The sequence below is a fragment of the Bradyrhizobium sp. CCBAU 051011 genome, from assembly GCF_009930815.1.
Classification (GTDB): Bacteria; Pseudomonadota; Alphaproteobacteria; order Rhizobiales; family Xanthobacteraceae; genus Bradyrhizobium.
Window position 1 is genome coordinate 217,203 of sequence record NZ_CP022222.1, and the last position, 21,042, is coordinate 238,244.

At 61.5% G+C, this 21,042-nt stretch carries 19 protein-coding genes and 2 pseudogenes; 8 read left to right on the plus strand and 13 right to left on the minus strand.

Annotated features, from left to right (window positions below):
* The first annotated feature begins 466 nt into the window (after positions 1 to 466).
* The gene (locus ACH79_RS01080; RefSeq protein WP_246738787.1) at positions 467 to 1,951 is read left to right on the plus strand and encodes a CYTH and CHAD domain-containing protein; all 1,485 of its coding nucleotides are present in this window, start codon (positions 467 to 469) and stop codon (positions 1,949 to 1,951) included.
* A gap of 773 nt (positions 1,952 to 2,724) precedes the next feature.
* Here ACH79_RS01080 and ACH79_RS01085 read toward each other — a convergent pair.
* From ACH79_RS01085 to ACH79_RS01115, 7 genes and pseudogenes are all read right to left on the minus strand, one after another.
* On the minus strand, positions 2,725 to 3,132 hold the full coding sequence (locus ACH79_RS01085; protein WP_161849360.1) for a hypothetical protein: 408 nt from the start codon (positions 3,130 to 3,132) through the stop codon (positions 2,725 to 2,727).
* Positions 3,133 to 3,357: 225 nt separating this feature from the next.
* The gene (locus ACH79_RS01090) at positions 3,358 to 4,296 is read right to left on the minus strand and encodes a polyphosphate kinase 2 family protein (RefSeq protein ID WP_161849361.1); all 939 of its coding nucleotides are present in this window, start codon (positions 4,294 to 4,296) and stop codon (positions 3,358 to 3,360) included.
* Positions 4,262 to 5,273 (minus strand): annotated as a pseudogene (locus ACH79_RS01095) (branched-chain amino acid ABC transporter permease). The gene ACH79_RS01090 and the pseudogene ACH79_RS01095 overlap by 35 nt, the downstream one beginning before the upstream one ends.
* A complete protein-coding gene (locus tag ACH79_RS01100; protein ID WP_057837854.1) occupies positions 5,270 to 6,151 on the minus strand; it encodes a branched-chain amino acid ABC transporter permease in 882 nt (293 codons plus the stop codon). Before ACH79_RS01100 ends, ACH79_RS01095 begins: the two are co-directional and overlap by 4 nt.
* A 2-nt stretch (positions 6,152 to 6,153) precedes the next feature.
* The gene (locus ACH79_RS01105) at positions 6,154 to 6,858 is read right to left on the minus strand and encodes an ABC transporter ATP-binding protein (protein WP_161849362.1); all 705 of its coding nucleotides are present in this window, start codon (positions 6,856 to 6,858) and stop codon (positions 6,154 to 6,156) included.
* Positions 6,859 to 6,861: 3 nt separating this feature from the next.
* Positions 6,862 to 7,629 (minus strand): ABC transporter ATP-binding protein, encoded by a 768-nt coding sequence (locus ACH79_RS01110; protein ID WP_161849363.1) that lies wholly within the window; start codon positions 7,627 to 7,629, stop codon positions 6,862 to 6,864.
* A gap of 18 nt (positions 7,630 to 7,647) precedes the next feature.
* Positions 7,648 to 8,958 carry an ABC transporter substrate-binding protein gene (locus ACH79_RS01115; protein WP_161849364.1) on the minus strand — a complete coding sequence of 437 codons (1,311 nt, stop codon included), beginning with the start codon at positions 8,956 to 8,958 and terminating at the stop codon, positions 7,648 to 7,650.
* A 280-nt stretch (positions 8,959 to 9,238) separates the two neighbouring features.
* On the opposite strand from ACH79_RS01115, the gene ACH79_RS01120 reads away from it, so the two are divergent.
* A complete protein-coding gene (locus tag ACH79_RS01120) occupies positions 9,239 to 10,042 on the plus strand; it encodes a FadR/GntR family transcriptional regulator (protein WP_246738383.1) in 804 nt (267 codons plus the stop codon).
* 31 nt (positions 10,043 to 10,073) lie between these two features.
* Here the strand turns inward: ACH79_RS01120 and ACH79_RS01125 are convergent, their stop codons facing one another.
* Together ACH79_RS01125 and ACH79_RS01130 are read right to left on the minus strand one after the other, a co-directional pair.
* Positions 10,074 to 10,784, minus strand: coding sequence for an NUDIX hydrolase (locus ACH79_RS01125; protein WP_161849366.1), 711 nt, complete (start codon positions 10,782 to 10,784; stop codon positions 10,074 to 10,076).
* 433 nt (positions 10,785 to 11,217) lie between these two features.
* A complete protein-coding gene (locus tag ACH79_RS01130) occupies positions 11,218 to 12,246 on the minus strand; it encodes an ABC transporter substrate-binding protein (RefSeq protein ID WP_161849367.1) in 1,029 nt (342 codons plus the stop codon).
* Between the two features lie 136 nt (positions 12,247 to 12,382).
* Here ACH79_RS01130 and ACH79_RS01135 point away from each other — a divergent pair, with 136 nt between their 5' ends.
* A complete protein-coding gene (locus tag ACH79_RS01135) occupies positions 12,383 to 12,832 on the plus strand; it encodes a cupin domain-containing protein (protein ID WP_161849368.1) in 450 nt (149 codons plus the stop codon).
* 69 nt (positions 12,833 to 12,901) lie between these two features.
* Complete coding sequence (locus tag ACH79_RS01140; protein WP_161849369.1) at positions 12,902 to 13,450, plus strand: OsmC family protein; 549 nt, start codon at positions 12,902 to 12,904, stop codon at positions 13,448 to 13,450.
* Positions 13,451 to 13,787: 337 nt separating this feature from the next.
* Here ACH79_RS01140 and ACH79_RS01145 read toward each other — a convergent pair whose 3' ends face one another.
* A complete protein-coding gene (locus tag ACH79_RS01145; protein ID WP_161849370.1) occupies positions 13,788 to 14,096 on the minus strand; it encodes a hypothetical protein in 309 nt (102 codons plus the stop codon).
* 188 nt (positions 14,097 to 14,284) lie between these two features.
* Between ACH79_RS01145 and ACH79_RS01150 the strand changes: the two genes are divergently transcribed.
* Positions 14,285 to 14,926, plus strand: coding sequence for a cation diffusion facilitator family transporter (locus ACH79_RS01150; RefSeq protein ID WP_161849371.1), 642 nt, complete (start codon positions 14,285 to 14,287; stop codon positions 14,924 to 14,926).
* Positions 14,927 to 15,025: 99 nt separating this feature from the next.
* On the opposite strand, the pseudogene ACH79_RS01155 reads toward ACH79_RS01150, so the two are convergent.
* From ACH79_RS01155 to ACH79_RS01165, 3 genes and pseudogenes are all read right to left on the minus strand, one after another.
* Positions 15,026 to 15,250: pseudogene (locus tag ACH79_RS01155) on the minus strand (GTP-binding protein); the annotation flags it as partial.
* A gap of 518 nt (positions 15,251 to 15,768) precedes the next feature.
* Positions 15,769 to 16,557 (minus strand): ABC transporter permease, encoded by a 789-nt coding sequence (locus tag ACH79_RS01160; protein ID WP_161849372.1) that lies wholly within the window; start codon positions 16,555 to 16,557, stop codon positions 15,769 to 15,771.
* Entirely contained in the window at positions 16,557 to 17,384 is an 828-nt protein-coding gene (locus ACH79_RS01165) for an ABC transporter ATP-binding protein (RefSeq protein ID WP_161849373.1), read from the minus strand. The genes ACH79_RS01160 and ACH79_RS01165 overlap by 1 nt, the downstream gene beginning before the upstream one ends.
* Positions 17,385 to 17,716: 332 nt before the next feature.
* On the opposite strand from ACH79_RS01165, the gene ACH79_RS01170 reads away from it, so the two are divergent.
* The 3 genes from ACH79_RS01170 (at position 17,717) to ACH79_RS01180 (ending at position 20,895) form a co-directional block, all read left to right on the plus strand.
* Complete coding sequence (locus tag ACH79_RS01170) at positions 17,717 to 18,436, plus strand: DUF899 family protein (protein WP_161849374.1); 720 nt, start codon at positions 17,717 to 17,719, stop codon at positions 18,434 to 18,436.
* A gap of 114 nt (positions 18,437 to 18,550) precedes the next feature.
* Positions 18,551 to 19,339 carry an ATP-binding cassette domain-containing protein gene (locus ACH79_RS01175; protein WP_161849375.1) on the plus strand — a complete coding sequence of 263 codons (789 nt, stop codon included), beginning with the start codon at positions 18,551 to 18,553 and terminating at the stop codon, positions 19,337 to 19,339.
* Complete coding sequence (locus ACH79_RS01180) at positions 19,336 to 20,895, plus strand: glycine betaine ABC transporter substrate-binding protein (protein WP_161849376.1); 1,560 nt, start codon at positions 19,336 to 19,338, stop codon at positions 20,893 to 20,895. The genes ACH79_RS01175 and ACH79_RS01180 overlap by 4 nt, the downstream gene beginning before the upstream one ends.
* The last annotated feature ends 147 nt before the right edge of the window (positions 20,896 to 21,042 follow it).

Sequence of the window (21,042 nt, forward strand, 5' to 3'; positions counted from 1 at the left end):
CCTTTGGGTCTTGCGCCGGTTCAAGTGGCGCTGAAGGGTCTGGTGATCTCGCTCAAAACCCCTGAGTGCCCAGGCGCAAATGCCCAGACGGCCCTCAGGGGCCGATAAGAAGCAGAATCCCGCCAAGAAGCAGGGTGGGCGCGGACGCAGCCGGACGAGCGGGGGCAGCCTCGGCCGCTCCACCCAAAACTCCCGACTTTTCGCTGCGAATCAGCATTGCCAGACCCTTGTGGACGCCCAAATCTCGGCCAAAACCATTGACGGTTCGTTGCCGAGGCGGCGTTCCGGGGCTGTTCTAGACGAGAAATACGGCCGGCCGCAATGCCAAAAGATGGTCAGGATGGGTGACCTAACCACCGGGAAAATCGGCGGGGCGGCCTGAGGACCGGGAAACACTTTCCGGCGTTAACCAGCCCATAGCTGAGGTGAGCAGCCAATGGGCGTTGAGACCGAAATCAAGTTCCGTATGCCCAACCACAACCTCGGGTCCACACCCAGATTGGCGGTGCCCGGGTGCAAAATCGGCAAGCGCTCGGAGAGCGATCTCAAGTCGACCTATTTCGACACGCGGAAACACAAGCTGAAACGGCGCGGACTTCTGCTCCGGGTGAGGCAAGCGGACGGCAAGCACATACAAACGATCAAGAAGACGTCCGGCGCGCAGTTCGGCCGCGGCGAGTGGGAAACCGAGATAGCAGGCAACACCCCCGATCTCGACGAGGCAAACGGCACGCCGCTTCAGCGCTTGGCTTCGAAGAAGCTGCGCCGCAAGTTGAAGCCGATCTTCGAGACCTCGGTACATCGCATCACGATGCCGGTCCGCACCAAACGGAGCGAACTGGAACTTGCCATCGATCACGGCAGCATTGTCGCGTCCGGTCACATGAACCGCATCGAGGAGGTCGAGCTCGAACTGAAGAGCGGACCGACGAGCGACCTGTTTCGCGTCGCGAAGGCACTGGAGCGAAAGCTCGCAGCCGAGCTTTGTTTGAGAGCGAAGGCAGACCAGGGCTACGATCTTGTCGACGGCAAGCGCGCTCAAGCTGTTTTTGCCGAGCCAATCGAGCTTGGGAAGCGAATGACCGCCATCGAGGGTTTCCAGGTGATTGCCCGCTCCACCCTTCGCCATTTTTCCGGAAACGTCGACGCCGTCCGTCAGCTTGATCCGGAAGGCGTGCATCAGATGCGCGTGGGCTTGCGCCGCTTGCGCGCCGCCATCTCGCTGTTTTCGAAGACATTGCCAGGCAAGAAAACCGAAGAAATCAAGATAGAACTCAGGTGGCTGACAAACGAACTCGCCCGCGCGCGCGAGCTGGACGTCTTCCTGGAGGAGAAGATTGGTCCTGTCGCCCGCGAAATAACACCGCGCCGGGGTGGCAAAGCCATCGCCAGGCAGTTTGCCGAGAAACGCACTGAGGCGCTCGGGCAGGCCAAGAGGGCCGTCGATTCGTCGCGATGCCGCGCGCTGCTCGTCGATGTGCTCGAATGGATCGAGACGCAGCGCGGACGGACGGACGCCGCAAATAGCGAACTTGGCGAATTCGCCGCAAAGCTCTTGGATCGGCGCATCAGGAAGGCACAAAAGGACGCGGGAAAGCTGCAAGAGATGACGGCACCCGAGCGGCACAAATTCCGGATCAGGATGAAGAAGATCAGGTACGCGGTAGAGTTCTTCGAAAGTCTTTTCCGCAGCAAACGCGACCGAAAGGCGCTCACGCGTCTAACGAAACATGCGAAAAAGATCCAGGATGCTTTGGGCTCGCTGAACGACTTCATTGCGGATCGAAAGATGGCGGCAGAGGCGGCGCTAAAAGCGCCTCCGCAAGACAGGCGCGCCCGCGCCTATGTTTCCGGCATCATCGTTGGCCGCGAGGATGAACAGGCAAGGCCGCTCATGCAAGCGGCTACGAACGAACTGCGCGCACTACGCCATCTTTCCGGGCCTGGATGATACCGTCATAGCCCAGATGCGCGAGCGGTACCCACGAGACCGCTTGCCGAGTGATGCGGCATGATCAAGAGCATCGAAGCGTAACCGCATTGCCACACCGGTGAAGTTCCGCTCGCTTGTGTTCGTTAATGTGCAGACGAAGAGTGAAAGATAGCTTTGCCTTGTCCGGCGGCGCGGTGAATGCGGACTCGTCGAGGGGCCGGCGCGATTCCAAACCTCGAACGGGTCCGCCCACGCGGCTTACGCCTTACGGCAGAGACCCTCTCAGGCCACGGACACCGGTATCCAGGACGACTTGGCCGTCTTTCTCGGGATTGGTGCGCGTGCTGGCCTCACTGCGTTCGGACGCAGCAATGACTCCGCGACCTTTCTCAGTCGATCCGAAAACTTGAACGACCATCGCTCCAAGCACAAGCAGTGCAACCAGAACCAGGCCACTCAGTGCCGGCGTTCGAAATAGATTGGACCCAAAGCGCATCATAACTGTACCTATGCGCATCGCCCACAGCCCGCTGCAACAGCATCGCAGAGTCGTTAGGCGACTTGGTGACGTAGCGGTGGCAATCCGGCGTTCATTCTCTGTGCATACCTGGACATCAATCGAGGCTTATCGCACAGCCAGGATGACACCGACCATCGCGACGTGATCGAGACGATCGAGCAAGCGGGAAGAAGCGCCCGACGGGGACGCGGTCGTGGCCTATGGAATCCGCGCCGCCATGCTGCACCCTGCCGAACAGCAAATATCAGCGAACGGCGCGCGCCCGCCGTTGCTACCCGACGCGAATGCGTTGCTCTATATTGGCCGCCGGTCCCCCCACGCGGACGTTGCGCATGCCGGATGGATGGGCTTGTGAGGCCGCGATACTTTTCCAGGGACTGATGGTTTCGACGATGATGTTGATTCCGGCCAACGCGCTGTCGATTTGGCGCTGCACGTTGTTGACCTCGGACTTGAGGAACTCCTGCATTCTCTGCAGTTCGGAAACCAACCCCTGAAGTTCGTCTATCGAATTCGAGGTCAACCGTGCGACGGAAGAACTGATGCGTTCGGCGCTGACCTCCAGCGAGCCAGCGGGTTTCGACTTCTCTTGCGTCTCCGATTTGCTGGGTTGTGTCGCCAAAGCCGGTTCCGCCGAAGGCGTTTTTTCGTCGGGTGCGGCAGATGTTGGGGTATCCATCAGCTTCTCCGTTGGTGCGGGTTTGTCGCGCGACCAATCCCGAACCCAATTGGTTAATAATTCGTTTACAACGCCCCTGTTTGGTTAATATTTGTTTACGATGCTGTCCTGCCGCCTGGGTCGTTGGCTGCCGCCCCCCTTGGCGAAGCTGGCCGATCCAGAATTGTGGGGCCCGAGGATGGTGGAGCGAAGCGAAACCCATCGCTCTGCCCCATCGGGATCGGGCTACCCATCCTGCTTCTTCGTTCCCTTTGCGCCCTTCTCTTCCGCCAGCAGCGCCTCACGCACCTTGGCGAATTCGCTGCGGTCGGCCTTGTCGACTTCAGGAAAATGCAGATCGAGCCTATCGAGCGCTGAGACGATCGCCGAGCCGATCACGACGCGGGCGAACCATTTGTGGTCGGCGGGGACGACAACCCATGGCGCCTCGCGCGAGGCGGTGTGGTGGATCATGTCCTGGTAGGCGGCCTGGTATTTCGCCCACAGCGCGCGCTCGCCGATATCGGCCAGTGAGAACTTCCAGTTTTTGGCGGGATCTTCCAGGCGCTCGAGAAAGCGCTCGCGCTGCTCTTCCTTGGAGATGTTGAGGAAGAATTTCAGGATCACGGTGCCGTTGCGCGCGAGATAGCGCTCCATCGCGGAAATGTCTTCGAAGCGCTCCTTCCAGATGTCCTTGGTGACGAGCCGCGGCGGGATCTTTTGCCTGGCGAGAATCTCCGGGTGCACGCGCACCACCAGGCATTCCTCGTAATAGGAGCGGTTGAAGATACCGATCCGGCCGCGCTCGGGCAGCGCGATCATGCTGCGCCAGAGGAAATCGTGATCGAGCTCCCGGCTCGACGGCTGCTTGAACGACCAGACGTCGCAGCCCTGCGGGTTGACGCCTTCGAACACGCTCTTGATCGCGGAATCCTTGCCGGCGGCGTCCATGCCCTGGAAGATCAGCAGCAGCGACCAGCGGTCCTGCGCGTAAAGTTTTTCCTGGAAATCGTTCAGACGCTTGCGGTTGGCTTCAATGATCGTTGTCGCCCTCTCCTTGTCGAGACCGCCCTTCTCGTTGGTCTTGTGCGACTTCAGGTGAAATTCGCCTGAGCCTTCGTAACGGAACGGGGCGACATAGGATTTCAGTTCATCCGCGAGCGATCGCGAGGATTTCTTGTTCATGTGGTCTTGGGCTTCTTCGGTTGCGTCTTCAATCGGTCGAGGATGCTACCAAGAATGCCCTTGGGCAGGAAGATGATGAAGACCACCAGCATCACGCCATAGACGAGGTTGTCCCAGCCTACCGCGTTGGTCCCGAATTTGATGCGCAGCACCTCCGCAAGCAGGATGGTGATGACGGCGCCGACGGTGGGCCCGAGCGAGACATAGAGCCCGCCGACGATGACGGCGAATACCATCTGCAGCGATACTGCGATGCCGCTCACCGTGTCCGGCGAGATGAACATCTGGTACTGGCAGTAGAGCGCGCCGGCGAGCGCGGTCATCAGCGCCGAGATCAGCGTGATCTTGAGTTTTTCGGCCGTTACGTTGACGCCGGCCGCGGCCGCTGCGTCCTCGTCTTCCGAGATCGCCTCCATGGCGTAGCGGCTCATGCTGCGGTCGACCCAGCGCCAGATCAGCAGGCCGAACACCCAGACCCCCAGCGCGATCAGATACCATGTCGTCTTGCTGTCAAACTGCAGCGCCACCAGCCCGTGGCCGCTGGGGGCGCGGTTCGGCGTGTAGCCGAGCGAGCCGCCGGTGTGGTCGCGCGTGGCCGTGATGACCTGCAGCACGATGCCTGACAGCGCCAGCGTCACCAGCACGAAATAATGCCCGGTGATGCGGAAGCGAAAACAGGGATAGGCGACGACGAGCGCCAGCACACCGGCTGCCACCATGCTGATGGGAATGCCGATCCATGGCGACAGGCCGAGATGGTTCCACAACAGCGCGGTGACATAGGCGCCGACTCCCATGAAGCCGCCGTGGCCGAGCGACACCAGCCCGAAGCGGCCCATGATCGACCACGCGGTATAGGCGAACGACCAGATCAGGATCAGCACGAGGATGTGCAGGTGATAGGGCTCGCGATAGACAAAGGGCAGCGCGACCAGCGCGGCTAAACCGACGGCCCAGGCAGCATGACGGGAATTCACGAGCGCCTCGCCAAAAGGCCCGCGGGCCGGATGAACATCATGACGATGAAGAAGGCGAACGCCAGCACGTAGCCCCATTCGAGGTCGGAGAACAGGCCGCCCAGCGAAATGATCTGGGCGAACACGAAGGCCGCGAGGAAGCCGCCTACGAAATTGCCGAGGCCCCCGAGCACGCAGATCAGGAAGGTGATCGGCCCGAACGACAGCCCGACAAAGGGATGCACGTCATATTGCAGCACCAGCAGGCAGGCGGCGAGGCCGGCCAGCGCGCCGCCGAGCGCCGAAGTGATGAGATAGATGCGCTTGGTATCGACGCCCATCAGCGACATGATCTGGCGGTCCTGCGAAATGGCGCGGATCGCGGTGCCGGTATAGGTGCGCGTCATGAAGAAATAGACCGCCAGCATGCCGAGCAAGGCGGCGACGAAGGCGAGCAGCCGCGAATAGCTGAAATGCATGTCGCCGATCGCCAGCACCGGCAGGCGGATGCCGAGATTGCGGAAGTCGATGCCGAAGGCGACGGTGGCGAAGCTCTGCAGGATGAACAGCACGCCGCCGGTCGCAAGCAACTGGTTGATCGGCGGCGCGGTCAATAGCGGCTCGATCACAATGTAATGCAGGAGCGCGCCGAGCGCAGCCACCAGCAGAATCGCGATTGGCGCCGCCACCCAGTACGGCAGGCCGAACACCTGCACCATGTAGTACATGCCGTACATGCCGATCATGACCAGCTCGGCGTAGCAGATCCAGGTGACGTCGATGACGCCGAAGATCAGGTTGAGCCCGAGCGCGAGCAGCGCCAACACGCCGCCGAGCAGGATGCCGTTGACCACGGCTTCCAGCAGGTAGATGTCGAAGATGTCGAGAAAGCCTTGCATCGCTACACCCCGAGATATGCTTGCTTGATCGTATCGGTCGACAACATCTCTTCCGACGTGCCCGACGCGCGGATAGTGCCGGCCTCCAGCAGATAGGCGCGGTCGACCACCTTCAGCACCTGCTGCACGTTCTGCTCGACGATCAACACCGTAAGCCCGCTGGCGCGGATGCGCTTGACCAGTTCGAACACCTGCTGCACCACGACCGGGGCGAGCCCCGCCGAGGGCTCGTCGAGCAGCAATAATTTTGGGTCCGACATCAGCGCGCGGCCGATCGCACACATCTGCTGTTCGCCGCCGGACAGGGTGCCGGCCATCTGGCTGCGCCGCTCCTTCATGCGCGGAAACAGATTGAACACGAATTCCAGCCGCTCGGCATATTTGGCGCGCGCGCCCGGCATGTAGGCGCCCATCTTCAGATTGTCGTCGACGGTGAGCCGCGGAAACAGCCGGCGGTTTTCCGGCACATGCGCGATGCCGAGATCGACGATGCGATGCGAAGGCGTCGCCAGCACGTCGTGACCTTCCATCGAGATCGCGCCCCTGGTCGGCCGGATCAGGCCGGAGATCACGCGCATCAGCGTGGTCTTGCCGGCGCCGTTGGGACCGATGACGCCGACCGCCTCCCCTGCCCTGACGTCGAGATTGACGCCGAACAATGCCTGGAAGGTGCCGTAACCCGCATCGAGCGATTTCAGTTCGAGCATCCGCTAGACTCCCGCCTTCCGGCGCGCTTCCGCCGCCGCAGCCTGGCTCGAATCCGCATCGGTGCCGAGATAGACCTCGATCACGCGCGGATCGCTCGCCACCGCGCTCGGCAGGCCTTCCGAAATCTTCTCGCCGTGATCGAGCACCATCACGCGATCGACCACCCGCATCAACACGCCCATGATGTGCTCGACCCAGATGATGGTGATGCCGAGCTCGTCGCGAATCTTGCGCAGCATGTCGGCGGCCTGATCCATCTCGTGCTCGTCGAGCCCGCCGAGGCTTTCGTCGGCGAGCAGCAGTTTCGGCCCGGTGGCGAGCGCTTTCGCGAGTTCGAGCTTCTTCAAGCCAGCGGCGCCCAAGCCATCGACGCTGGCATGTCGGTCGGTCGGCAGGCCGACCATGGCAAGCGCGCGCTCGGCGGCTTCATCCGCCTTGGTGCGGCTGTGGCGGCCCTGGCCGTAATAGCCCGCCAACGCGACGTTCTCGAAGATGCTGAGCCGGTGAAACGGCCGCGGGATCTGGAAGGTGCGGCCGATGCCGCCATTGATGATACGATGCGGCGCGTGGCCCGCGATCTCCGCGCCGTTGAACAGGATCGATCCCGCCGTCGGGATCAGCGTGCCCGACAGCATGTTGAAGATCGTGCTCTTGCCGGAGCCGTTCGGGCCGATCAGGCCGAGAATCTCGCCTTGCTCGACCCGGAACGACACGTTGTTAACAGCGGTGAAGCCACCAAAACGCTTCACCAACCCTTCTACCGTCAGCACGCCGGATTCTCCGTCCGCTTATTGGTTGCTGAACGTGGTTCCCTTCGGCAGCGGCAGCACGGCCTCGCGCTGCGCCTGGCTCTTGGGCCACACCACATACGACTTGTCGTCGACATACTGGATGACCACCGGGAACGAGCGTTCGTTCTGGCCGGCCATCTGGGTGCCCTCGCCGTGGAACTTGACGCCAAAGCCCAACATGGTGCCTCCCTCCGGGATATCGGTCTCGAGCGCCGCCTTGCGCAGCGCATCGGGATCGACGCCGCCATATTTCTTGATGGCGCGCGGCAGCACCTCGGTCAGAAACAAATAGGTGTTGGAGGCCGCCATGCCGACATGGGCGGAGCGGATAGCAACCCCAGGCTTGGCTTTGTCGAACTCCTCACCGACCATCTTGATGACCGGCGGCAGTTTCGGATCCATGCTCTTCTGGTTGGCGAGCCAGATCGAGATCGGATCGGTGTTGAAGACGTAATTGACGTCGCCGCCCAGGCCTTCCTTCAGCTTCTCATAGACGCCATAGCCAGCGCCGTGACCGACGAGCGCGGCGAATTTCAAGCCCTGCTCGCGCGCCTGCCGCCCGAACAAGGTGATGTCGGGGTTATAGCCGGTGTGGAAGATCACGTCGGGCCGCGCGCGCTTCAGTTTCGTCACCAGTGCCGAGAGATCGGGCGCCGTAGCCGAATAGCCTTCCTTCAGCACGATGTTGAAGCCGGCCTTCTTGGCGCCGGCCTCGTTGCCCTTGGAGACGTCGACGCCATAGGCGCCGTCCTCGTGGATGATGGCGACGCGCAAATCCTTCGGCTCCTTGCCGAGCTTTTCCTTGGAGTTCTGCGCGATGAAATCCATTGTCATCATGCCGAACTGATCGCCGGAAGCCTGCGGACGGAACACGTATTTGAAGTTCTTGTCGGCCAGCACCGCTGACGAGATGCAGGTGGTGATCCACATGAAATTCTTGAGCTGCTCGACGCGCGCGGCCACCGGCACGCATTGCGCCGAGGAGAAGAAGCCGAGCAGCATGTTGACCTTTTCCTGCTCGATCAGCCGCACCGCCTCGTTGATGGCGACATCAGGCTTGCTCTGGGCATCGGCATAGACGGCTTCGACCTTGTAACCCTCGACGCCGGTCTTGGCGTACTGGTCGAGCATGATCTTGGCGCCGATATATTGCAGCTCCGATCCGCCACCCGCGAGCGGGCCGGTCAGGTCATAAATCACGCCGATCTTGATTTTCTTTTCCTGGGCCTCGGTGGAAACCGCCATCCCAAGCACCGCGATTGCGGCGGATAGCCCAACGAGAAGGCGTGCAGCTTTGCGCCCCGGCATCAAAACCTCCCTCTGTCGATGGTGCAATGCACCTTTTGTTTTTATCGTTTTGTTTTTGTCGTTGTTCTTCTCATCACACGGGCAGTGCCGTACGATGTCAAGCCGAATAACCGGGGCCACACTGTCGCGGGCAACTCCGGCGGCGAAAAGCAGCATCTCCCGTCCAGACGATGCACGCGTGCTCCCCGCAAACATCGGATGTTAAACATCGGATGTTTGCGTATCACAGCAGGCGCGTGTTAGGCAATCGCGAATTCCCGTGAGGTCAGGAGCAGAAGGGGTGGCCAGGCCAAGGACCGCCGACAGGCGCATCAAGCCAAGGCGTATTCGCAGCGTGTTGACGACGCTCGGCCGCGAAATCGCGCAGGATCTCATTCCGGTCGGCACCGCTCTGCCGCCCGAACCCGATCTCGAAGCCCGCTTCGGCGTCGGGCGCGGCGTGGTGCGTGAAGCCGTCAAGACGCTCGCCGCCAAGGGAATGGTCAGCGTCCGTCCGCGCCACGGCACCCATGTGCTGCCGCGCGCCGAATGGAGCCTGCTCGACCGCGACGTGTTGAGCTGGCTGGTCGGCCAAAAGGAGCCGGACCGCGATCTCCTGCTCGCCATCCAGGAAGTCCGCTCGATCATCGAGCCGGCGGCCGCGGCGCTCGCCGCCGAGCGCGCCACCAGGAACGACCGCTGGCGGATCAATACGGCGTTGGCTGCAATGGAAACCGCGCAGGACGAGACGAGCGCGATTACCGCAGACAAGGCGTTTCATCTTGCGATCCTCGACGCCACACACAACCCGGTGCTGCAGGGCTTTCGCGGCGCGATCGACACCATCCTGAACACGGTCTTCGACGTCGCAGTCGGCAGCGTCGGCTGGTTCAAGGACAATCTGCCCAACCATGCCGCCGCCGCCCGCGCGATCGAGGACGGCGACGCCGAGAAGGCGCGGATCGCGATGGAACGGGTGCTTGATTATACGAAGCTGAAACTGTCGAACCGGAAGACCGCGATCGCCGCCGCCGAGCGCCGATTGGCCGGCACGTCAGCGAAACGGGCTGTCGTTAAGAAGACAAGTGCCAAGAGAAAGAAATAGCGCGATCGTGCACGCCCCGAGAGCGCCGAAGTCACGCTGCAAACTGCGCTTCAAGAAATGCGGTGACAAAGCGCGGCATGGCGGCGGTGAGATCGCGCGTGCCGCGCACGAGGTGGATGGCGGTTAGCTCCGGTTGATCCTGCGCGGCAAGATTGCGCTCGATCCGCTCGCGCAAGTTCTCACCCGGAATGTCGACGCGCAGAAGGCGGATCATCGCCAACGCCGGCCCGGTGTAGACGCAATGCCAGTGCGGCTCGCTGTCGTATTCGCCGGGAGCGAGCCCGGTCTCTTCCTCCAGCTCGCGCACGACGCTGCCGGAAATATCCACCGCGCCGTCCCTGATGTCGCCGAGATCGGGCGTGCCTGACGGAAAATAGATGCGTCCGGCATTGGAGGTGTGCTGACCCATCTCGCCGAGCACAAAGGCGCCGTCGGCACACCGCAGCGCGCCCATGCCGAAACCGTTGAAGACGGACGGATCGGGAAAGCCCCAGTCGCGCCATGCCAGAAAGCTTGCGAAATCGGTTTCGAAATAGCTGGCACTGAGCCGGCCGTCCGAGAACACCGGGTTGCGGCCAAGCAGGACGCGGCCGTTCCACATCGCCGGCTTTTCGCGCTGCTTGTCGGCGAAATGTGCTGAAATCTCCGCGCGCCGCGCTTCGGCGAACGGCCATGTCCACGCTTCGACAACGAGGTCGAGCGCGCTGACGCGCTGAATGACCGGAGGCTTCGTGTCACTCATCGCTTCAATTCACTTCACGTCCGACGTCGCTACCATGGCTGCTTGACATAGCAGTATCCAACGTCCGAATCGAAACAAAGTGAATTCGCCATAGCCAATCCAACTCGACTTCGGTGGCCCACCCAATCTTTGCTTTTTTTGACTTACGCTCGTCAGTCTCTTTGAACGAAGGAATTAGACCGGAAATCCCAGAACTCAACGACCGTTGTTCTGTCCTGCGCAGTCTCCCGTTGCCTCGCCTCCCACGTCGCGACATCCTCGACAATTCGACCATCGCTGGCGCGGGTGGTGTGCACGTAGGTGTGGTCTGGCTTCAATACGAGGGTGGCAGTCTCGCCTCCATAGATCGCAACATAATTGCCTACGAGGCTTGCTTGCGGCACCGCGTTGGAGCAGGCAGACAGCAACAGTAGCGGGAATAGAAGAGATTTCCTCACTTGGCGTTCGTGCCCGAGGTCTTCTTGACCTGTTCGACATATTTGTTGGTGTAGGTCTTGGTCACGTCGATATTGGCCTTGGCGACCTCCGGCGACCCCTCGCTGAACACCGCGAGCACCGCATCCGCGCCCTTGGGATCCATCTTGCCAGTCAGCGAATACATCGGGATCGTATTCTTCAGCGCCGCCAGATAAAGCTCCTTGTTCTTGCCGACGATTTCGTCGGGCATCTTCGCCATGATCTCTTCCGGCGAATGCGAGTGAATCCAGTCGAGCGTGTTGACGATCGCTGTGGTCAGCGCCTGCACTTCCTTCTCGTGCGACTTGATCCACGCCGTGGTCGTATAGAGCGCGCCGCCGGGATATTCCCCGCCGAACACGGCGAGCGTGTCCTTCTCGCTGCGGGTATCGGCCAGTATCTTCAAATCGGGATAGCTGCCCTGCAAAACAGTGACGGACGGATCGAGCATCACGGCCGCCTCGATCTGGCCCTGCTGCATCGCCGCCACGGCAGTTGCGCCGAGGCCGACGCCGATCACCGCGGCGCTGGTCGGATCAAGGCCGTTCTTCTTGAGGAGATACTTCAGGAAGAAATCGGTCGAGGAACCCGGCGCGCTGACGCCGACCTTCTTGCCGGCCAGATCCTTGATCGATTTGATGTCATTGGTGTGCTTGGGCGACACCACGAGCACCAGTCCGGGATAGCGGTCATAGATCACGAAGGACTGCAATTCCTGCTTCTTGGCGGCCAGATTGACGCAGTGGTCGAAATAGCCCGACACCACGTCAGCGCTGCCGCCGAGCACGGCTTTCAGCGCGTCCGAACCGCCCTTGAGGTCGACCAGTTCGACCGCCAGTCCCGCCTTTTCATATTCGCCGAGTTGCTTGGCGAGCACCGTCGGCAAATAGCACAGGCAGGAGCCGCCCCCGATCGCGACCGTGACCTTGCTTTGCGCTGCGGCAAGCCCGGTCGTGAGTGTCAGCGCGAGCAGCGAAGCGGCCAGCCGGCCGAGCAGTTTCTTCATGATTTCCTCCATTCGTTGCGCGGCAAGATAAAGCAGCGGGCGGGTCTTGAGAAGGTGACTTTCCGGCCGCTGGTCAGGCACGGGGCGCCGGATTAGCATCCGCCCCACAACAACGGCAACAGGGGAGGACTATCCAATGAACCGCATGGCCACCGTATTATCGCTCGCCGCCGCCTTCGCCGCCGGCTGCAGCGTCACCCATCTGCTGCGTCCGGCAATCGCCGCCGAGAACATCACCGCGCAGGTCATCCACACCGGCGAACTCGAAGGCGACGCGCTCGGCGTGCCCTCGGGTACCGGCATGCGCTCAAAACTGTTCGTTGCCGCCGACGGCATGACGATCTCGATCCAGGACGGCAATGTCGGCAAGCACATGCATCCCAACACCAACGAGATCCAGTACATCCTGGATGGCACCGGCACGATCTGGCTGGGTGATAAGGAAGTGCGGGTGAAGCCGGGCGACCTCGTGGTGATCCCCAAGGGCACCGCGCATGGCGGCACCAAGCCCGACGGGCGTACGCTGAAAGCGATCGCGATCAAGACGCCGCCGCAGGCGCCGGATGATACGAAGATGTTGAATTGAGGGCTGCGGGCTCTCCGCCGTCATTGCGAGCGAAGAATCGTAGGGTGGGCAAAAGGCGCTCTTCGCGCCGTGCCCACCATCCATCCGCACCGCAGCCTCGATGGTGGGCACGCTACGCTTTGCCCACCCTACGATTCCCGTGCAGTGGAGGATCGCGTGCCAACAGGGAAAATATACAAGTCCTTTCAGTACAGGAACAACCTGGTCTGGGACACCGCTCGCCGCGGCCGAACGTCCGCACCCGGCAAACCCGACATCGAGATCGGCAGTCCTCCTGAATTCAAGGGAGAAGCGGGCGTCTGGGCTCCCGAAGAAATGCTGGTCGCCGCGCTGAATGCTTGCATGATGCTGATGTTTGTATCGTTCGCCCAAAGCAAGAAGCTGGCGTTTGTGGCCTATGAGAGCGCCGCGGAAGGCTTGCTGGAAAACGTCGACGGCAAATATCGGATTATCGAAGTCAACGTTCGGCCAATCGTGGTCTTGAGCAGCGAGGCCGATATCGCGGCCGCCCGAACGATCATGACCGAGGTGAAGGCAAACTGCTTCATTTCCAACTCGATCACCGCTGACGTGAAATTGGATCCGCAATTTCGAATGGCATCCGATGTCGTCACCTAGTGTGGCCTTGTAGGGCCGTAGGGTGGGCAAAGGCGCGTCGCGCTGTGCTCACGATCCATCTGCATCGCAGTCTCCGATGGTGGGCACGCCTCACTTCGTCCATCCTACGATTTTGAATTCATGTAACAATCACGGCTTCCAACATATGGAAGACGTGGATATCTGAACCCGTAGATTGGTGCTCGGCTCGCAACCTTCGTTCCCACTGAACGTTAAAACATTGGCTATCGGTAACTAAATCAAGGTGCGGGCACCTCGGCATCGTTGGCTTCCGCAACTATTCCACTATTGTCCGCAATGATGGGGTACCGATCGCAAACAAACGCAAGGAGTACTGCTAATGACCACATGTACCGAGAAACACCATGCCAATCACACTCATAAGCATGGCCCGGATTGCGGGCACACCGCGGTTCGTCATGACGGTCATGTGGATTATCTTCACGACGGCCATCTCCATCATATGCACGAGGATCACGTGGACGAACATGCCATCACGGTAAATGCCACAAATCCCGTGCAATGCACTCCTCAAGTCCATTGCGAGCACACGCACGGTCCAAACTGCGGACATGAACCGGTGCCGCATGGTGACCATGTCGACTATCTTGTAGACGGCCGGCTGCACCATCCGCACGGTGATCATTGCGATGACCACGGGCCCGTGCAGTTAGCCTGAGGGCGATGGTGATCGAACCCTAGCAGCGCTGGCGGCGCCGGCCTATGACGCCGGCGACGATATCGCAACCGCGCGAACGAAGCAGTTCATGGTCGGCACCTCGAAGCACATTCTAGTGCACATATTTGCCAAGTCGCGGAAATGGGGGATGCAGAATGGCTCATCATCAAAAAGCCGTTGCCTCCGCAGTGGCGATAAACACTGCAATCTTCGTGGTGGAGGGGATTGCTGGCTATCAGGCATCGAGCCTGAGCCTCCTGATGGACAGCGCGCACAACCTGTCGGACGAGTTGGCTCTGGTCTGCCTGTATGCGGCATTCCTGGTCACCAGAGGTCCTTCGCAACGGCTGTTGAGAGCCGGAAATCTCTTTAACTCCGTCGGGCTGATTGCGGTCAGCGGACTGCTTCTGTGGCAAGCCGGGGAGCGTCTGTTCAATCCGGTGCCGGTTCAGGGCGTCGTTCCGATGATCGTGGGTCTGGCTGCCGCTGCCGCGAATTGGAGCGTGGCCCGCTTGCTCCTGGAGCCAAGCCAAAACAACGCTGCAATCCGGCTCGCGTATATCCACAATCTTGGCGACGTATGGGTATCCCTCGCCCCGGTGGCCGCGGGCTTACTGCTTCTCGTGACGGGTTATCCAATCTTCGATCCAATCATCGCAGGAGCCGTTGCATTGTGGATCATTTTCACGACTGGTCGGGAGGTTTTTGAATCGCACGATGAACTGATATGGCCGGAGAAAATCATCTGCTGCCATACCGACCACGATCAACCGGTCGTGACGCCACAATCAAATTGAGACGGTAGCAGATGAATCGTGCCGCTTTCCGCACGAGCGTGAGATGATTGGCGCGTGCCCAAAAAAGCAGCCTGCAGCTCGCCAATGCATCGACGATCAAACGCGGCAGGACTCAAATCCGTTGTTCATTTTGAAGTTCTCTTCTTCGGCGTTGACGATGAGGTCATTGTCGATTCCGACCTCGCCAAATTCATTGACGACGACGGCGTAACGCCTGCCGTGCGTCTCGGTGAGGATACGGACAAGCAGCGTGGTCTTTCCAGCTCCGAGATAGCCGCTAATCACCGTAATCGGAGTCTGGTTCGTCCTTTGCTGATGCTGCAATTGGTCCGCGCCGGTTAGCGTCGATCCGGGGGTAAGCGATGGTCAGTCCGTTTCGATGGAGGTTCGGGCAAGCCGGTTGGTGCGGCCAACGGCGCCAGCACATCCGAAAGGTCTGTCTGCGTGATCTGCTCAAGCGGCTTGTTGATCGTGACGGCCACGGTTGGCCGTCTCGGGCGCATGATGAGCACGATGGTTCGGGCTCCGTCGCAACCAGGATCGCCGCGTTCGCTTACGGTGATTATTGTTTCATCATCGGCGTTGATGGCTGTCCGGGCATGCTCTCTCAATTCACGCACTACGTTCCATTGGTGGCGCGGCGACCTTGGGAAGAAAACAACAGTCATTCTCGGCAACAGCCTGAAGGAAAAAGGCGATAACATTACGAATCTGGTTCCGCAATAGGCGAACAAGCCGCGCGGGCCGTTCGACGCGTAAGTGACCGTCGCCTACTCAATATTCCGCCTTCGCTCGTTGAGCTACGGCGGACAAGTCGCTTGCGTTCGCAATGCCGGAGGCGACTACCCCCTACCCTCCGCCGCGACCGGCCGCCAGACCAGCAGCCGACGCTCCACCAGCGTCACCACCATGTCGATCAGGATGACGAAAGCCGACAGCACGAACATGCCGGCGAACACGGCGGCGACGTCGAACACGCCTTCGGCCTGCTGGATCAAGTAGCCGAGGCCGGCCGCCGATCCCAGATATTCGCCGACGACAGCGCCAACCACGGCAAAGCCGACCGCTGTGTGCAGCGACGAGAACATCCACGACAGCGCCGACGGCCAGTAGACGTGGCGCGTCAATTGCCGCTCGCTCATGCCGAGCATGCGGCCGTTGTCTAGCACGGTCTGGCTGACCTCCTTGACGCCCTGATAGACGTTGAAGAACACAATGAAGAACACCAGCGTCACGCCGAGCGCGACCTTGGACCAGATGCCGAGCCCCAGCCACAGCGCGAAGATCGGCGCCAGCACCACGCGCGGCAGCGCGTTGATCATCTTCACATAGGGATCGAACACCGCGGCGACGAGCGGTTTGCGCGCGAACCAGAACCCGACCAGCACGCCCCCAATCGATCCGATCACGAAAGCGAGGATCGATTCCCAAAGCGTGATGAAAAGGTGCTTCCAGATCACGCCTGTCGCGAACCATTTCACGACCTGGCTGCCGACATCGATCGGGTTGGAGAAGAAGAACGGCGGCAACAGGATGCGGCCGAACACTGGGACAGTGGTGAGGACGTGCCACATCGCCAGCGCAACGACCGCGACCAGCAATTGCAGCGACAGCAGCGTCAGGCGCGACATCAGCCGACCTCCGCCGCTTGCGTGGACTGCACATAACCCTTCATCACTTCGTCCTTCAGCACGCTCCAGATCTCCCGGTGCAGTTCGTGAAATTGCTTTTCCATCCGCACTTCCGAGATGTCGCGCGGGCGCGGAAGCGTCACCCGCCAGTCGCCGATGATGCGCGCGGAAGGTCCTGCCGACATGATCACGACGCGGTCGGCGAGCGCGATCGCCTCTTCGAGGTCGTGGGTGACGAACAGCACGGCCTTGCGGTCGGCGTTCCACAATTCGAGCAGCAAATTGCCCATGATCTGCCGGGTCTGGGCATCGAGCGGGCCGAATGGCTCGTCCATTAAAAGGATTTTTGGATCGCGGATCAGCACCTGCGCCAGGCCGACGCGCTTGCGTTGCCCGCCGGACAGCATGTGCGGATAGCGGTTGGCGAAGGCGCCAAGCCCCACCGAGGTGAGCCAGCCCTGCGCGCGCTGCAGCGCCTGCTCGCGCGGCGCACCCTTGATATCGAGCCCAATGGCGACATTGTCGAGCGCGGTCTTCCAGGGAAACAGGGCGTCCGCCTGGAACAGATAGCCGGCATCCCGGTTCAGGCCGGCGAGCGGCTGGCCGAAGATCTTCACCGATCCCGCCGCCGGTTTCAGCAGCCCGGCTGCGACATTGAGCAGCGTCGATTTCCCGCATCCCGTCGGCCCGACGATGGCGACGAATTCGCCATGGGCCACGTTCAGGCTGGCCCGTTCCACCGCCGTATAGACACGATCCCCGGCCACGCGAAACGCCACCGTCGCATCGTCAAGCGCGACCGCTGCCGGTTGTGCGGTATCTGCCATGTTTCTCCCCAAGTCTTTGGAGGGATGCCTTAGCGGGTAAGAGGGATAAGTTCAACGCGGCGTCATGACGTGGTCGTTGATCTCTTACCCTCCCCCGGAGGGACAGGATTCGAGATCGCATGGCCGCTCCCCTGAGCTTACGCGAATGTCGGCAGGACCTTTGACGACGGCCCCGTGGGGGCCGTCGACGGCGTCTTTGCATCAATGCATGCAACAGGCTAGCGCTGCGCGATGGGCGAAGGTTTTACGTATCAACAGGTGCGCAAACTCGGAACTCGCTCGTCCGGGGTGGGTTTGTTCTTACGGTCCAGAACGCAATCCGGAGGGAAGCCATGGAGCATCTCCGCTATCCGAACGAAAGCGCCGAGTATCGTGCCGCAAGAAACGCGCTTCTGAACGAAGAGATCGCACTGCGTGCCCAGATAGAAGCCGTTGCAGCCAAACGCCGCACCCTGCCGCCAGGTGGCAAGGTGCCGGAGGATTATGTATTCGAGCGGATCGGCAAGAACGCAACGCCGGAGAAGGTGAAGATGTCCGAGCTGTTCGGCCCGCACCACACGCTCATTCTGTACAGCTTCATGTATGGACCCGAGCGCGAGCTGCCGTGTCCGGGCTGCACGCATTTGCTTGACGCGATCGACGGCGCGGCCAGGCATACCGGCCAGCGAGCGGCACTTTACATTGTCGCGAAGTCGCCAATCGCACGTCTGGCCGCGTGGGCCCATGAACGCGGCTGGGACCATCTCTCGCTCGTGTCGACCGCCGGCAACAGCTACGACGCGGACTATTTCGGCGACACGTCGAAGTTTCCCAGGGGATTGCGTACACAGCATCGCGTTCCAGACGGCGAGAACTGGGACGAAACGATATTCAACGTCTTCAAGAAATATGACGGAGCAATCCATCACTTTTGGGGCTCGGAGATGAGCTTCGCACCAACAGTGCCGAATCAACACCATCGCGCTGGGGACCTGGTCGATCCCCTATGGGGTCTGCTCGATATGACCCCCGAAGGGCGTGGCGACTTTTTCCCCAAGGTGAACTACGAATAGGCACGGCGGATCGTTCGGGTTGGCGCGGGACAATGAAGTCCCGCATTCGCGACTGGCCATTTATCGGCTATCAGTGTCTCCGTTAGGAATAGCCAAGGGTTGGGACCGAACCGAATGCCGACCACGCCACTGATCGCTTACGCGGATGTCGGCAAGACCTTCGACGATGGCCGCGTGATCGCCGTTGACGACGTCTCGCTCGAGGTCGCCGAGGGCGAATTTTTGGCGATCGTCGGCGGCTCCGGTTCGGGCAAGACCACGCTGTTGCGGCTCGCCAACCGACTGATTGAGGCTGATACCGGCACCATCACGGTCGAAGGCGAGGATATCAGCAACGTCGATCCGATCCTGCTGCGGCGGCGGATCGGCTACGTGTTCCAGAGCGGCGGGCTGTTTCCGCATCTCACCGTCGCCGGCAATATCGGCATCACGCCAAAACTGCTGGGCACGCCGCCTGCGGAAATTTCCGCGCGGGTCGATGAGTTGCTCGATCTTGTCAGGCTCGACCGGGCACCATATCGCGACCGGCTGCCGCATGAACTTTCGGGCGGCCAGCGCCAGCGCGTCGGCGTGGCGCGGGCCCTCGCCGCAAGGCCGCGCATCGTGCTGATGGACGAGCCTTTCGGCGCGCTTGACCCCTTAACGCGCGACGCGCTCGGCGACGACTATCGCGACCTGCACAAGAAACTCGGCCTGACCACGGTGATGATCACCCATGACATGACCGAGGCGATCCTGCTGGCCGACCGCATCGCCGTCATGCGCGGCGGAAAACTTTTAGCGCGGGGCACGCCAGCGGAGCTGTCCGCTTCCGACGACCCTTATGTCGGTGAACTCCTGCGCACGCCGCGGCGACAGGCCGAGCGATTGGGTGTGCTGTTGCCGCAGGATGGTGCGGCATGAACGTCTTCGCAGATCCACGCCTGGCGGAAGCGTGGGGCCACCTGCCCGACTATCTCGGCAGCCATGTGCGCGTCAGTCTCGCCGCGCTGGCGCTGGGATTGATCGTCAGCCTGCCGCTCGCGATCATCTCACGCCATCGGCCGGTGCCGCGCGGCGCGCTGCTCGGGCTTGCCAGCATCGTGCAGACGGTGCCGGGGCTGGCACTGCTCGCGCTGTTCTATCCACTTCTGCTGGCGCTCGCGGCGCTGTCGCTGTCGTGGTTCGGCGTCAGTTTTTCCGCATTCGGATTCCTGCCCGCCGTGCTGGCGCTCGCGCTCTATTCGATGCTGCCAGTGCTGCGCAATACCATCACCGGTCTGCAGGGTGTCGACGCCGCGATCCTCGAGGCGGCGCAGGGCGTCGGCATGACGCCGCGGCAATCGCTGTTCACGGTGGAGCTGCCGCTTGCGCTGCCGGTGATGATGGCCGGCATCCGCACATCAGCGGTCTGGGTGATCGGCACCGCAACGCTGTCGACGCCGATCGGCCAGACCAGCCTCGGCAACTACATTTTTGCGGGGTTGCAGACCCAGAACTGGGTGTTCGTGCTGTTCGGCTGCGTTGCTGCCGCCGTGCTGGCGCTGGCGGTGGATCAATTGCTGGCGTTGATCGAAAGCGGCCTGCGCCACCGCAGCCGCCTGCGCACGATCCTTGGCGGCGCTGGGATCGCGGCGCTGGTCGTCGCCACGCTGGCGCCGGCGATGACGCGCCCGCAAACGAGCTACGTCGTCGGCGCCAAGACCTTTACCGAACAATATGTGCTCTCCGCCTTGATCGGACAGCGGCTGAAGGCGGCCGGGCTGTCCGCGACGACGCGCGAAGGTCTCGGCTCCAACGTGATCTTCGAGGCGCTGAAGGCCAACGATATCGACGTCTATGTCGACTATTCCGGCACGCTGTGGGCCAACCAGTTCCGGCGCAACGACATCAGGCCGCGCCAGGAGCTGGTGGCCGAACTGAAGACGATTCTGGCAAAACAGAACATCACGCTTCTGGGCGAACTCGGCTTCGAGAACGCGTATGCGCTGGTGATGCCGCGCAAGCGCGCTGAGCAACTCGGCATCCGCACCATCAACGACCTCGCCGCGCGCGCAACCAACATGACGATCGCCGGCGACTATGAATTCTTCTCGCGGCCCGAATGGACAGCGCTGCGCAAGGCCTACGGGCTATCGTTCCGCGGGCAGCGACAGATGCAGCCGGACTTCATGTATGCGGCGGTCGCCTCCGGCGAAGTCGACGTCATCGCCGGCTACACCAGTGACGGACTGATCGCGAAGTACGACCTGGTCACGCTTGGCGACGTCAGGCACGCGATCCCGCCCTATGACGCGATCGTGCTGCTGGCACCGAAGCGCGCCGATGACGAAGGCTTGCAGAAAGCGCTTCAACCGCTGCTCGGCAAGATCGACATTGCGACGATGCGCGAGGCGAATTTGCGCGCGGCCGGCAACGACGCGGCAAGCTCGCCGGATGCGGTCGCGCAGTGGCTGTGGGAGAAGATGGGGAAGATGTAGGCTCGCCGCGCTCCCTCCCCGTCATTGCGAGCCAACGGGTCGCGCGAATGCGCGCCCGATGACAGGCTCCGCGAAGCAATCCATCTCTCCACGCGGGGATAGATGGATTGCTTCGTCGCTTCGCTCCTCGCAATGACGGGGATGGAG

Coding starts and splice junctions, on each gene's coding strand:
- ACH79_RS01125 (WP_161849366.1), bottom strand. CDS start 10,784: ATGAGTGACACGAAGCCTCCGGTCATTCAGCGCGTCAGCGCGCTCGAC.
- ACH79_RS01085 (WP_161849360.1), bottom strand. CDS start 3,132: ATGGATACCCCAACATCTGCCGCACCCGACGAAAAAACGCCTTCGGCG.
- ACH79_RS01135 (WP_161849368.1), top strand. CDS start 12,383: ATGAACCGCATGGCCACCGTATTATCGCTCGCCGCCGCCTTCGCCGCC.
- ACH79_RS01105 (WP_161849362.1), bottom strand. CDS start 6,858: ATGCTCGAACTGAAATCGCTCGATGCGGGTTACGGCACCTTCCAGGCA.
- ACH79_RS01175 (WP_161849375.1), top strand. CDS start 18,551: ATGCCGACCACGCCACTGATCGCTTACGCGGATGTCGGCAAGACCTTC.
- ACH79_RS01165 (WP_161849373.1), bottom strand. CDS start 17,384: ATGGCAGATACCGCACAACCGGCAGCGGTCGCGCTTGACGATGCGACG.
- ACH79_RS01180 (WP_161849376.1), top strand. CDS start 19,336: ATGAACGTCTTCGCAGATCCACGCCTGGCGGAAGCGTGGGGCCACCTG.
- ACH79_RS01170 (WP_161849374.1), top strand. CDS start 17,717: ATGGAGCATCTCCGCTATCCGAACGAAAGCGCCGAGTATCGTGCCGCA.
- ACH79_RS01160 (WP_161849372.1), bottom strand. CDS start 16,557: ATGTCGCGCCTGACGCTGCTGTCGCTGCAATTGCTGGTCGCGGTCGTT.
- ACH79_RS01080 (WP_246738787.1), top strand. CDS start 467: ATGCCCAACCACAACCTCGGGTCCACACCCAGATTGGCGGTGCCCGGG.
- ACH79_RS01145 (WP_161849370.1), bottom strand. CDS start 14,096: ATGATCACCGTGCGGATGGTGCAGCCGGCCGTCTACAAGATAGTCGAC.
- ACH79_RS01130 (WP_161849367.1), bottom strand. CDS start 12,246: ATGAAGAAACTGCTCGGCCGGCTGGCCGCTTCGCTGCTCGCGCTGACA.
- ACH79_RS01100 (WP_057837854.1), bottom strand. CDS start 6,151: ATGCAAGGCTTTCTCGACATCTTCGACATCTACCTGCTGGAAGCCGTG.
- ACH79_RS01150 (WP_161849371.1), top strand. CDS start 14,285: ATGGCTCATCATCAAAAAGCCGTTGCCTCCGCAGTGGCGATAAACACT.
- ACH79_RS01090 (WP_161849361.1), bottom strand. CDS start 4,296: ATGAACAAGAAATCCTCGCGATCGCTCGCGGATGAACTGAAATCCTAT.
- ACH79_RS01115 (WP_161849364.1), bottom strand. CDS start 8,958: ATGCCGGGGCGCAAAGCTGCACGCCTTCTCGTTGGGCTATCCGCCGCA.